The sequence below is a fragment of the Methylopila capsulata genome (genome assembly GCF_016907975.1).
Classification (GTDB): domain Bacteria; phylum Pseudomonadota; class Alphaproteobacteria; order Rhizobiales; family Methylopilaceae; genus Methylopila; species Methylopila capsulata.
This window is the reverse complement of the sequence record NZ_JAFBCY010000002.1, coordinates 1,046,650-1,059,167: the sequence shown is the minus strand read 5'-3', so window position 1 is coordinate 1,059,167 and position 12,518 is coordinate 1,046,650. Positions and strand designations below refer to the sequence as shown.

Here is a 12,518-nt window from a genome sequence, read left to right as displayed (position 1 = left end):
GCGGACGTATTGAACGCAATGATCCATAAGGACGCAGACGCAGTCACATGACCGAACGCAAGGCCAGCTACGAGTACGAAGACCTTCTGGCCTGCGGCCGCGGGGAGCTGTTCGGGGCGGGCAACGCCCAGCTTCCCTTGCCGCCCATGCTGATGTTCGACCGCATCTCCGAGATTTCCGAGACCGGCGGCCCGCACGGCAAGGGCTTCGTCCGCGCCGAGCTCGACGTGACGCCGGACCTCTGGTTCTTCGACTGCCACTTCAAGGGCGATCCGGTGATGCCGGGCTGCCTCGGCCTCGACGCGCTCTGGCAGATGACCGGCTTCTTCCTCGGCTGGACCGGGTCCTCGGGCCGCGGCCGTGCGCTGGGCACGGGCGAGATCAAGTTCACCGGCCAGGTGCTCCCGAGCGTCAAGAAGGTGGTCTACGGCGTCGACTTCAAGCGCGTCGTGCGCGGCCGCCTCGTGCTCGGCATCGCCGACGGCTGGCTTCAGGCCGACGGGCAGACCATCTATGAGGCGAAGGACCTGAAGGTCGGCCTGTTCAAGGCCGAGGCCGCTGCGGCCTGAGCCGCGGAGGTCGCCTTACCCCCCGGCGCCGCGACGCGGCGCGTCAACCTGATCCGGCCCGCGTCCCGCGCAAGAGGCTGCGGACCCCGGGCCGTCACGGAACTGGAGGCTCCCCATGAGGCGCGTCGTCGTCACCGGCATGGGAATCGTGTCGTCGATCGGAAACTCCACGCAGGAGGTCGTCGCCTCCCTGCGCGAGGCGAAATCCGGCATCACCCGCGCGGAGCAGTTTGCGGCCCATGGCTTCAAGTGCCAGGTTCAGGGCGCGCCGACGCTCGATCCGGCCGAGGTGGTCGACCGTCGCGCCATGCGCTTCCACGGCGGCGGCTCCGGCTGGAACCACGTCGCCATGGACCAGGCGATCCGGGATTCCGGGCTCGAGGAGAGCGACATCTCCAACGAGATGACCGGCATCATCATGGGCTCCGGCGGCCCCTCGACCAAGGTCGTGGTGGAGGCCGCCGACATAACCCGCGAGAAGGGCGGCCCGAAGCGCATCGGGCCGTTCGCCGTGCCGAAGGCGATGTCCTCGACGGCGTCCGCCACGCTCGCCACCTGGTTCAAGATCAAGGGCGTGAACTACTCGATCTCCTCCGCCTGCGCGACGTCCAGCCACTGCATCGGCAACGCCGCCGAGATGATCCAGTACGGCAAGCAGGACGTGATGTTCGCCGGCGGCTGCGAGGAGCTGGACTGGACGCTGTCGGACATGTTCGACGCCATGGGCGCCATGTCGAGCAAGTTCAACGACACGCCCGCGACCGCCTCGCGCGCCTACGACAAGAACCGCGACGGCTTCGTCATCGCCGGCGGCGCCGGGGTGCTGGTGCTGGAGGAGTACGAGCGGGCCAAGGCGCGCGGCGCCAAGATCTATGCCGAACTCACCGGCTACGGCGCGACCTCCGACGGCTACGACATGGTCGCCCCCTCGGGCGAAGGCGCGATGCGCTGCATGCGCCAGGCGATGAAGACCGCCCGCAACCCGATCGACTACGTCAACCCGCACGCCACCTCGACCCCCGTCGGCGACGCCAAGGAGATCGAGGCCCTGCGCGCGGTGTTCGGCGACAAGTGCCCGCCGATCTCCGGCACCAAGTCGCTCACCGGCCATTCGCTCGGCGCGGCCGGCGTCCAGGAGGCGATCTACTCGCTGCTGATGATGCAGGGCGGCTTCATGGCCGAGAGCGCGCACATCGAGGAGCTCGATCCGGCCTTCGCCGACATGCCGATCCTGCGCGAGCGCACCGACAAGACGCTGAACGCCGTGATGTCGAACTCCTTCGGCTTCGGCGGCACCAACGCCACGCTGGTGTTCGAGCGGGTGTGACCTCCTTCGCGGCGGCGCATCAAACCGCTCGACGCCGAACGTAAAACGCTCGTCGTCCTCCGGCTTGACCGGAGGACCCATCTCGGGCGTCGCGCGCCACATGGCCGAGCGGGCGCTCGCGGAAACATGTATCCTCCGGTCAAGCTGGAGGATGACGCGGAGGGGTGGAACTGGCCGCGAGGCGGACCCAGCCCGGCGCAAGCCTTCGGAGAAATTGAATGGTCGCCGGACTTCTTTCAGGCAAGCGCGCCCTCGTCATGGGCGTCGCGAACGACCACTCCATCGCCTGGGGCTGCGCCAAGGCGCTGGCGCAGGCCGGCGCGGAGATCGCCTTCACCTACCAGGGCGACGCGCTGGGCAAGCGCGTCCGGCCGCTGGCGGAGAGCGTCGGCTCCGATCTCGTTTTGCCCTGCGACGTGGAGGACATCGCCTCCGTCGACGCCGTGTTTGCGGAGCTCAAGGAGCGCTGGGGCGGGCTCGACCTGCTGATCCACGCTATCGGCTTCTCCAACAAGAACGAGCTGAAGGGCCGCTACGCCGACACCAGCCGCGAGAACTTCTCGCGCACCATGGTGATCTCGGCCTTCTCCTTCACCGAGGTCGCGAAGCGCGCCGCCGAACTCATGACCGACGGCGGGTCGATGATCACGCTGACCTACGGCGGCGCGACCCGCGTCATGCCGAACTACAACGTCATGGGCGTCGCCAAGGCCGCGCTGGAGGCGAGCGTGCGGTATCTGGCCGCCGACTACGGCCCGCAGGGGATCCGCGTCAACGCGATCTCCGCCGGCCCGGTCCGGACGCTTGCGGGCGCCGGCATCTCGGACGCGCGGCTGATGTACGAGCACCAGCGCCGCCACGCGCCGCTGCGCCGCCCGATCACCATCGAGGACGTCGGCGGCGCCGCGCTCTATCTGCTCTCGGACCTGTCCTCGGGAGTCACCGGCGAGATCCACTTCGTGGACGCCGGCTACAACATCATCTCCATGCCGCGGCCAGAAAGCCTGAAGACCATCGTCGCGGCGGAAGACGCGGCGGAGAAGGCCGGCGGCGGCTGAGCCCAGTGAGCTCAGCGATCGTCCACCCCTGTGAACGAGCGAGAGCGCTTCGGAGCGATGCACGTGAGCGACCAACCGTCCGACTTCGTTGCGCAACGCACAGACGCCTACTTCGCCAAGACCGCCGAGATCGTTGCGGCCCATGGCGACGCGCGCGTCACCTACGCGGTGTTCTTGCGCGCGGACGCCGTCGTCGCGCTCGACCGGGCGATCGCCTTCCTGGAGGACATCTATCCCGCTAACGCCGCGATCCCGCTGACGCTCGACCGTCCGGCGCCGGAAGGCGCCGCGCTCGCGCCGGGCAAGCCGATGCTCTACGTCACCGGCTCGCTGGCCGCCTTGTCGCCGATCGAGACGCTGCTGCTGCAGCGGATCGGCTTCGCCTGCGTGTCGGCGTTCAACGCCTTCTCCATGGCGCTCGCGCTGCCGGACTGCGCCTTCCTCGCCATGGAGGCCCGCCACACCACCGGCGACGACATGCATATCGCCTGCTCCTACGGCGCGAGCGTCGGGTCGCGCACCGCGCAGTTGATGGGCGCGAAGGGCTTCATCGGGACCTCCACCGACCTCGCAGCTCCGCTCTATGGAACGGCCCACGGGCTCGGCACCATGCCGCACTCGCTGATCGGCTACGCCAAGGCGCTGATGCTGAAGGACGGGCGCGACCCCACGGTGGAGAGCGCGACGCTGGAGGCCGCCAAGCTCTACGCCGCGCAGTTTCCGGACGAACCCGGCATGACGGTGCTCGTCGACTACGACGGGCGAGAGGTGACCGATGCGCTCGCCGTCTGCCGGTGGTTCTACGCGCCGGGCGGCCCAGCTGACGCGGGAAGGACGCTGAGCTTCCGGCTCGACACTCACGGCGGCCGCCACCTCGAAGGGCTCGACTGGGACGAGAGCGTCCGCACGCTGCTCAAATGGACCCACCGGCACACGCCCGGCGAAGTGGCGAAGCTCGCGCTGCAGGGCTTCGACCTGGCTGAACTCGACGGGCTGTCCGCCGACGAGATCCGCGACAAGGTCCTGTTCGGAACGGGGGTGACCGCGGCGGCCGTGATCTTCTTCCGCAAGGCGCTCGACGACGCCGGCTTCAAGCAGCCGAAGATCGTCGCCTCCTCGGGCTTCGACACGCTGAAATGCCGCGTGTTCGGCAATCTCTCGGCGCCGGTCGACGTGGTCGGCACCGGCTCGTTCCTGCCGTCCAAGCTCTCGCGCACCTACGCCACCGCCGACATCGTGCGCTACGAACTGCCGGAGGCCGGGGGCGGCTGGCGGCGCTTCGACCTGGTGAAGGTCGGCCGCGAGTTTCTGAAGATCAGCTAGGCCTCTGCCGGCGTGGACGCCGGCGTCCGACCGTGGCTTGCTGCGGCCATGGACATCAGCAAGCCCGCCGCCCGCCTCGCCGAAAAGCTGAAGCCGCGGGGCGACGCGCGCAAGCACACGCGGCTGGAGGACGCCCTCGCCTTCTGCATCGCGGTGCTGCTGATCGGCTTCGGCCTAGCGCTGCTGCAGGCGGCCGGGCTCGCCACCGGCGGTGTTGCGGGAATCGCCCTGATCCTGCACTTCGCGCTGGGCTGGCCGACAGGCGTGCTGTTTCTGCTGGTCAACCTGCCGTTCTACGCGCTCGTCTACCGCACCATGGGCGGCGAGTTCACCCTGAAGACCCTGATCGTCAACGCGATGCTCGCCGGATTCGGCGCGCTCGCGCCGCACGTCTTCGCCCTGCAGTCGAAGAACGGCGTGTTCGCTGCCCTCGCCGGCGGCGTGCTGCTCGGCATGGGCGTGCTCGCTCTGGCCCGCCACAGGGCGAGCGTCGGCGGCACGAGCGCGCTTGCGCTCTACGCCCAGGAGCGCGGCTGGATGCGGGCGGGCCACGTCCAGGCCCTGACCGATTTCCTGGTGCTCGCGGCGGCCGCGACGGTGCTCGACCTCGAGCATCTGGCGCTCTCGGTGCTGAGCGCCCTGACGCTGAGCCTTGTGCTCGTCTTGAACCACAAGCCCGGCCGCTACGCAGGATTCTGACCGCGACGCATTTTTTTGGGAACGCCGGGATTAAACCGCCGGCCGGCTCCGTAAACGCATCATGAAAACACCGACGCGCGGGTTCGACGTGACAGGGGAGCTTGACCCCATGCGTCGCTACGCCCGGGCGTTGGCCGGCCCCCACGGCGACGCGGACGATCTGGTGCAGGAAGCGCTCGCCCGCGCGTTGGAGCGGCGGGCGAGCTTTCGCCCCGACATGGCTCTGCGGCCCTGGCTGCTCACGATCCTGCACAACGTGTTCGTGGACGGCGTTCGCCGCCGGCGCGCGGAGCTGACCCGGCTCGAGGTGAGCGAGGCGGTGGCGACGGCGCTCGACGCGCCGCAGGAGCACGCCGTGCGCCTCTCCGAGGTGCGCGCACGCTTCGACGCCCTTCCCGAGGATCAGCGCGCGGCGCTGCACCTCGTGGCGATCGAGGGCCTTTCCTATCAGGAGGCCGCCGCCGCGATCGGCGCGCCCATCGGCACATTGATGTCGCGGCTCGGCCGCGCGCGCGCCGCGCTGCGGGCGCCGGAGACCGTCGCGTCTTCGGGTCCGGTGCGCCTGCGGCTCGTTGGAGGTTCGGATGACCAGCGCTGACGACGACCAGATGTCCGAGATCGATCTCGACGCCTATGTGGACGACCAACTGCCGGCCGGGCGGCGGGTGGAGGTTGAGGGCCATCTCGCTCGCCACCCCGCTCTCGCCAGCCGGGTGATGGCGGATCTTCGCGCGCGCGACGAGCTGAGGCTCGCCTTCGCAAACGTTCCCACCCCGACGGCGGGGTCTCTTGCGGGCGCGCGCCGCCTGCAGCGCGCCGCCTGGTTGGACACGCGGTTCTCCGGCTTCCGGCGCGCCGCGGCCGTTCTGTTGCTGATCGGCGCGGGTTGGGTCGCGAACGAGCAGCTGGACAATCTGCTCGTCAGCAAGGTCTCCGCGTCGACGCAGCCGCCGACCTTCGTGTCCGAAGCGGTCATGGCCCATCGCACCGCGTTGCTTCGCGGCGAGATGCGGTCCCAGATCGAGGCGCCGGACTACGATCCGGACGAGGTGCGGTCGGCGACGGCGATCATGATGCCGCGGCTGCCGTCGGGCTGGAAGGCGCTCGACGTCCAGGTGTTTCCCTCGACTTACGGACCGAGCGTCCAGATGACGCTCGCGACCGAGCCCTTCGGGGTCCTTTCGCTCTACGCGTCCCGCCCAGGCGACCGGCGTACGGAGCCGGCTGCGATCGCGCAGACGGACGGCGCGACCGCCGCCTTCTGGCGCAAGGGCGAGGTCGGCTACGTCCTTGTGGCGAATCCCGGCGTGGACGCCGGCGGCCTCGTCGAGGTCGCGGGCGATCTGGCGCGGCGGCGCAAATGAGGGGTGAAGTCATCGTCCTTCGCCGCCCGGCGCCGGCGGCGCAGACGGAGCGGCCGACACCCGGCAGGTCGCGCTTGCGCGACGCGCTGTGCGCCGGTCGCGTCGACGAGTTCATCGAGGAGACCCTCGCCGAGACGGCGCCGCCGCGGCCACGGGGCAACGTCGTCGGGCTGCTGCGCGCCATGGGCGGCCGCGTGCCTTCGCCACTGTCCGCGCTCAGGCGGCTTTGCCCTCACGACGTCCACCCACGCCGCGTCGAAGACTAGGCTCGGTCAGTCTTCCCGGACGAGCGCGGAGGCGGCCTTCGTCGGTCCCGCGACAGCGGGCCGCGCGGCGGCGAGCGCCGCCTTGAGCGCTTCGGCGTCGTAGGGCTTCCGCAGCAGAAGCGGCGCCTCGCCGTCGACCTCGGGCGCGTGGTCGCTGCCGGTGGCGAAGACCACGCCCACGCCGGGCCGCAGCGCGCGGGCACGCGCCGCGAAGGCTCCGCCCGAAACGCCGGGCAGCCCGAGATCGGTCATCAACACATCAACCGGCACGGTCTGGAGCGCCGCGTCCGCCTCTTCCGCGCTGCCGGCCTCGACGACGACGTGGCCGAAGCCGTGGAGCATCTCCGCCGCGTTCGCGCGGATCAGCGCGTCGTCCTCGACCAGCAGGACGGTCAACGGCGCGGCGTCCTCGAGCGCGCCCGCGGGTTCGACCGCGGCGGCCGTCTCCGAAGCAGCCGAAGGCGCGGCGGCTTGCGTCCGCTGGGCCTGGTTCGCCAGCACGTGCCGGATCTTCCTCGCCAGCGCCTCGCGGGCGTAGGGTTTCGACAGCAGCTCCACGCCCGCGTCGAGCCGGCCGCCGTGCACGATTGAATTTTCGGTGTAGCCCGAGGTGAACAGCACCGCGAGGTTCGGCAGGCGCAGGCGCGCTCTGCGGGCGAGCTCGGGGCTCTTCAGCGTTCCCGGCATCACCACGTCGGTGAACAACAGGTCGATCGGGACGCCGCTTTCGACCACGCTCAAAGCGCTCGCGGCGTCCTTGGCGGTCAGCACCCGGTAGCCAAGGTCGCCGAGCGTTTCGACGACGGTGGCGCGGACCTCCTCGTCGTCCTCCGCCACCAGGATCGTCTCGGTTCCGCCGCGCACCGGGGTTCCGTCCAGCGCGACCTGCACGTCTTCGACCTGATCCGCCCGCGGCAGATAGAGCTTCACGGCGGTGCCCTGGCCCGGCTCGCTGTAGAGCTTGATGTGCCCGCCGGACTGCTTGACGAAGCCGTAGACCATCGACAGGCCGAGCCCCGTCCCCTTGCCCTCCGGCTTTGTCGAGAAGAACGGCTCGAACACCTGCTCGAGCACCTCCGGCGTCATGCCGGAGCCAGTGTCGGTGACCGCCACCATCACGTACTGACCCGCGCTCGCCTCGCTGTGGCGCCGCGCATAGTCCGCGTCGAGCACGGCGTTGCCGGCCTCGATCGTCAGCTTGCCGGCGCCGTTCATGGCGTCGCGGGCGTTGATGGCGAGGTTCAGGATCGCGGTCTCGACCTGCGTGGGATCGATCAGCGTGTTCCAGAGATCGGCGCTCGCGACAGTCTCGACCTCGACGGCCTCGCCAATCGAGCGCCGCAGCATGTCGTCCATGCCCGCGATCAGGCGGCCGACGTTCACGACCTTCGGCGCCAAGGGCTGCCGTCGGCCAAAGGCCAGGAGCTGGCTCGCGAGCTTCGCGCCGCGCGATACGCCGGCGAGCGCGTTGGCCACCCGCCGCTCGCCGCGCTCGTTTCCGGCCACGTCCCGGGTCAGCAGTTGGAGATTGCCGGAGATCACCTGCAGCAGGTTGTTGAAATCGTGCGCGACGCCTCCCGTGAGCTTTCCGATGGTCTCCATCTTCTGCGCCTGCTGAAGCGCCCGCTCGGCCAGCCTTCGGTCCACGATCTCGGACGCGACCCGCGCTTCGAGCGTTTCGTTGAGCTGACGCAGCTGATCCTCGGCCCGCGCCCGGTGCCGCAGCTGGCGCTCGAGCTGCGCGAACAGGCGCGCGTTGTCGATCGCGACCGCCGCCTGACCCGCGAGACTGAGCAGGCTCGCCTCAGCCGCCGCGTCAAACCGCGCCGGCTCGCCATGACCGAAGAGCAGCGCGCCGATCCCCTCGCCCGACCGCGACTTCACCGGCACCGCGAGATAGCTGCGCACGGGGAGGTGCCCGTCCGGCATCCCTGCGTGGGGAGCGTTGCGGCCGTAGCGCGGGTCGCGGGTGACGTCGTCCGACCGCACGACGGTTTCGCCGCCGAAGGTGGGGGCGAACAGCGCGGTGTTTCGCGGTTGCGGAAAGCTCGCGAAGGCCTCCGGATCGGCGCCGGACAGGGCGTAGAGCCTATAACCCCCTCCGCGCTCGTCCTTGGTGTTGTAGAAAAATGCGCCGAACTCCGCGCCGGTGAGGGCGACGCCCGCGTCCACGGTGGTCTGGGCGACACGCTGCACGTCGAGCTCGGACGTGATGGCCACGCCCGCCCGGTTAACCGTCGCCAACGCGTCCGTGCGCGCTTTCAGGGCCGCAAGCGCCTCCTGCTCGCGTCGGGCCGCCAGCACGCCCTCGGTCACCTCAGTGGTGATGCAGAGGAGGCCGTCGATCGCGCCGCCGTCTCCGCGCAGCGGCGTGAACGAGAAGGTGAACCAGGTATCGACGAGACGGCCGGCCCGCATCATCGGGATCGGCAGGTTCTCGAACAGGGCCGGCTCGCCGCCCAGCACGCCCGCGATCGTGCCGCCGAACTGCGCCCAGACGTCGGACCACACCTCCGAGAACGGCCGGCCGAGGGCGCCGGGATGGCGCTCCGGGAAGATCGGCACGTAGGCGTCGTTGTAGAGAAAGGCGAGATCCGGCCCCCAGGCCACGTACATCGACTGGCGGGACGCCAGCATCGTGTCGACGTGGGATCGCAGAGCGCCGGGCCAGGCGTCCACAGGGCCGAGGCCCGCCGCCTCGAAACCCGGGACGCGCATCAGGCGGCCGACGTCGCCTCCCCCGTGGGGCCAGTCCGAAGCGACGGGTCCGGTCATAGAGCTCATGTGGTCCGTCATTGGCGAGACCCAGGGAACGGGCCGGGGGCGCGGCAGGCTCGATCGTCGAGGCGCAGGAGCCTGGGGACGCGCGCCGCATCCCATCGGAGCAGTTAGCGCCTGCGGCGCCCGCTCGTCCAGATCGGGGCAATTACTGGATAAACATGGATGTCCGAGATCCTCCACCACGCGCCTGCGGCTTTGCGGCGGCATGAAAAAGCCCGCCGGCGTCGCCGCCGGCGGGCTTTCAATCATCGGTCAGCGCGAGGCTGGCTTACTCAGCCGCCTCTTCGCGGCGGCGGCGACCGCCGCTGCGACGACCGCCCGAGCGCTCCTCGCCGCCCTCGGAGGCCTCGGCCGCCGGGGCTTCGCCGCCCTCGGCGCCGCCCTTGCCCTCGAGGTCTTCGCCGGTCTCCTGGTCGACGACCTTCATGGACAGGCGGGTCTTGCCGCGGTCGTCGAAGCCCATGAGCTTCACCTTGACCTTGTCGCCCTCCTTGAGGACGTCCGAGACCTTGGCGACGCGCTCGCGGCTGATCTGCGACACGTGGACGAGACCGTCCTTGGCGCCGAAGAAGTTCACGAAGGCGCCGAACTCGACGACCTTCACGACGGTGCCGTCATAAACGACGCCGACTTCCGGGTCGGACGCGATCGAGCGGATCCAGTTGAGCGCGGCCTTGATGGCCTTGCCGTCCGAGGAGGCGACCTTCACGGTGCCGTCGTCCTCGATGTTCACCTTGGCGCCGGTCTTCTCCACGATCTCGCGGATGACCTTGCCGCCGGTGCCGATCACTTCCCGGATCTTGTCGGTCGGGATCTTGATGACCTCGATGCGCGGCGCGTACTCGCCGAGCTCGGTGCGACCGGCCTCGATCGCCTTCGACATCTCGGTGAGGATGCCGAGACGGCCGTCCTTCGCCTGGGCGAGGGCGACCTTCATAATCTCCTCGGTGATGCCGGCGATCTTGATGTCCATCTGGAGCGCGGTGACGCCCTGATCGGTGCCGGCCACCTTGAAGTCCATGTCGCCGAGGTGATCCTCGTCGCCGAGGATGTCGGAGAGCACGGCGAACTTCTCGCCCTCGAGGATGAGGCCCATCGCGATGCCCGCGACCGGGCGCTTCAGCGGCACGCCGGCGTCCATGGCCGAGAGCGAGGCACCGCAGACGGACGCCATCGACGACGAGCCGTTGGACTCGGTGATCTCCGACACGATGCGGAGCGTGTAGGGGAACTCCGTCACTTCCGGCAGCATCGGGTGGATCGCGCGCCAGGCGAGCTTGCCGTGGCCGATCTCACGACGGCCGGGCGCGCCCATGCGGCCGGTCTCGCCCACCGAGTAGGGGGGGAAGTTGTAGTGGAGCAGGAAGCGCTCCTTGTAGGTGCCCGAGAGCGCGTCGATGAACTGCTCGTCCTCGCCGGTGCCGAGGGTCGCGACCACAAGGGCCTGCGTCTCGCCGCGGGTGAAGATCGCCGAGCCGTGCGTGCGGGGCAGGACGCCGACTTCCGCGAGGATCGGACGAACCGTCGTGAGGTCGCGGCCGTCGATGCGGATCTTGTCGTCCAGGATGCCCCAGCGGACGATCTTGGCCTCGAGCTCCTTGAACACCGCGCCGAGCTTCAGCGGCTCGACCGGGTTCTCGACGCCTTCGCCGGAGAGGGCGGCGAGCGCCTTCTTCTTGGCGGCGCTCACGGCGTCCTGGCGATCCTGCTTGCGCTTGATCTTGTAGGCGTCGCGGAGGTCGGCCTCGACCAGCTCGCGCAGCTTGGCCTCAAGCTCGGAGACGTCGGCGACCTGATGGTCGCGCGGCTCCTTGGCGGCCTTTTCGGCGAGGCGGATGATCGCGTCGATCACGGGCTGGAAGCCGGCGTGGCCGAACATCACGGCGCCGAGCATGACGTCCTCGGAGAGCTCCTTGGCCTCCGACTCCACCATCAGCACCGCGTCCTGTGTGCCGGCGACCACGAGGTCGAGCGCCGAGGAGGCCATGCGGTCCTGGACCGGGTTCAGCACGTACTCGCCGTCGATGTAGCCGACACGCGCGCCGCCGATCGGGCCCATGAAGGGCACGCCCGAGAGCGTCAGCGCGGCGGAGGCGCCGACCATGCCGACGATGTCGGCGTCGTTCTCGAGGTCGTAGGAGAGAACCGTGATGACGACCTGCGTCTCGTTCTTGTACCCGTCAGCGAACAGCGGACGGATCGGGCGGTCGATCAGGCGGGAGGTCAGCGTGTCCTTCTCGGTCGGACCACGCTCACGCTTGAAGTAGCCGCCCGGGATGCGGCCGGCGGCGTAGTACTTCTCGGTGTAGTTCACGGTCAGCGGGAAGAAGTCGATGCCGGGCTTCGGCGACTTCGCCGACACGGCGGTCGCGAGCACGGTGGTGTCGCCGTAGGTCACGAGGACGGCGCCGTCGGCCTGGCGGGCGACATGCCCGGTCTCGAGCGTCAGCGTGCGGCCGGCCCACTCGATCTTTTCGCGGTGGATCTCAAACATGCAAAATCAGTCCTTGCGGTCTGGAACCGTCAAGGAGGCCGTCGGGCGTCGTGAAGGCCATGGGCAAGACGGCGCGGCGCTTCTCCGCGAACTCGGGCCGTCGTCTCGCGACGTCGGCCGGGAAAGCGCCCTGCGATCCTGCCCCATGACGTTCGGGCCCGATGGCGTCCCGGGTCCCTTCGTTCGTGGCGTGAGCCGGCGCCCCATGCGCCGACCACCCTTATCGTCTTGGTCGCCTTGGGAGGCCGCCGTCTGCGGTCTCCGTCATGCTCGTCTCACCGTCGCATGACAGGCGGATGGCGGTCGATCGGCGACCGCCCTTCAGCGTGGCGTCAGCGGCGGATGCCGAGACGCTCGATCAGGCTCTGGTACCGAGCGTGATCCTTGCCCTTCACGTAATCCAGCAGCGAACGGCGCTGGCTGACGAGCTTGAGCAGGCCGCGACGCGAATGGTTGTCCTTCGCGTGGCTCTTGAAGTGGCCGGTCAGGTTGGAGATGCGCTCGGTGAGGATCGCGACCTGGACTTCCGGCGAGCCGGTGTCGCCCTGCTTGGTGGCGTACTCGGAGACGAGCTCCTGCTTGCGTTCTGGAGTGATCGACATCGGGTCTCTCTCGTTCGATCGGTTTTAGGCGTCGC

11 protein-coding genes are annotated in these 12,518 nt (G+C 69.5%); 8 read left to right on the top strand and 3 right to left on the bottom strand.

Annotation, left to right across the window (positions count from 1 at the left end; all coding sequences use genetic code 11):
• Nucleotides 1-47: 47 nt before the first annotated feature.
• The 8 genes from fabA to JOD31_RS10645 all read left to right on the top strand — a co-directional run bounded on the left by fabA (nucleotide 48) and on the right by JOD31_RS10645 (nucleotide 6,606).
• On the top strand, nucleotides 48-569 hold the full coding sequence (fabA, locus tag JOD31_RS10680; protein WP_020187203.1) for a 3-hydroxyacyl-[acyl-carrier-protein] dehydratase FabA: 522 nt from the start codon (nucleotides 48-50) through the stop codon (nucleotides 567-569).
• 115 nt (nucleotides 570-684) lie between these two features.
• Nucleotides 685-1,896 carry a beta-ketoacyl-ACP synthase I gene (gene fabB, locus JOD31_RS10675; RefSeq protein WP_204950291.1) on the top strand — a complete coding sequence of 404 codons (1,212 nt, stop codon included), beginning with the start codon at nucleotides 685-687 and terminating at the stop codon, nucleotides 1,894-1,896.
• Between the two features lie 218 nt (nucleotides 1,897-2,114).
• On the top strand, nucleotides 2,115-2,954 hold the full coding sequence (gene fabI / locus JOD31_RS10670; protein ID WP_204950290.1) for an enoyl-ACP reductase FabI: 840 nt from the start codon (nucleotides 2,115-2,117) through the stop codon (nucleotides 2,952-2,954).
• Nucleotides 2,955-3,017: 63 nt separating this feature from the next.
• Entirely contained in the window at nucleotides 3,018-4,277 is a 1,260-nt protein-coding gene (locus JOD31_RS10665) for a beta/alpha barrel domain-containing protein (RefSeq protein WP_204950289.1), read from the top strand.
• A gap of 48 nt (nucleotides 4,278-4,325) precedes the next feature.
• The gene (locus tag JOD31_RS10660; protein WP_204950288.1) at nucleotides 4,326-4,976 is read left to right on the top strand and encodes a YitT family protein; all 651 of its coding nucleotides are present in this window, start codon (nucleotides 4,326-4,328) and stop codon (nucleotides 4,974-4,976) included.
• 61 nt (nucleotides 4,977-5,037) lie between these two features.
• A complete protein-coding gene (locus JOD31_RS10655) occupies nucleotides 5,038-5,574 on the top strand; it encodes a sigma-70 family RNA polymerase sigma factor (RefSeq protein ID WP_204950287.1) in 537 nt (178 codons plus the stop codon).
• Nucleotides 5,561-6,340: an anti-sigma factor family protein gene (locus JOD31_RS10650; RefSeq protein ID WP_204950286.1), complete on the top strand. Its 780-nt coding sequence runs from the start codon at nucleotides 5,561-5,563 to the stop codon at nucleotides 6,338-6,340. Before JOD31_RS10655 ends, JOD31_RS10650 begins: the two co-directional genes overlap by 14 nt.
• A gap of 74 nt (nucleotides 6,341-6,414) precedes the next feature.
• A complete protein-coding gene (locus JOD31_RS10645) occupies nucleotides 6,415-6,606 on the top strand; it encodes a hypothetical protein (RefSeq protein WP_204950285.1) in 192 nt (63 codons plus the stop codon).
• A 6-nt stretch (nucleotides 6,607-6,612) separates the two neighbouring features.
• On the opposite strand, the gene JOD31_RS10640 is transcribed toward JOD31_RS10645, so the two are convergent.
• The 3 genes from JOD31_RS10640 to rpsO form a co-directional block, all read right to left on the bottom strand.
• Entirely contained in the window at nucleotides 6,613-9,381 is a 2,769-nt protein-coding gene (locus JOD31_RS10640) for a response regulator (RefSeq protein ID WP_204950284.1), read from the bottom strand.
• A gap of 274 nt (nucleotides 9,382-9,655) precedes the next feature.
• Nucleotides 9,656-11,881, bottom strand: a complete 2,226-nt coding sequence (pnp, locus tag JOD31_RS10635) for a polyribonucleotide nucleotidyltransferase (RefSeq protein WP_204950283.1) — start codon at nucleotides 11,879-11,881, stop codon at nucleotides 9,656-9,658.
• Between the two features lie 332 nt (nucleotides 11,882-12,213).
• Nucleotides 12,214-12,483, bottom strand: a complete 270-nt coding sequence (gene rpsO, locus JOD31_RS10630) for a 30S ribosomal protein S15 (protein ID WP_020187213.1) — start codon at nucleotides 12,481-12,483, stop codon at nucleotides 12,214-12,216.
• Nucleotides 12,484-12,518: the final 35 nt, after the last annotated feature.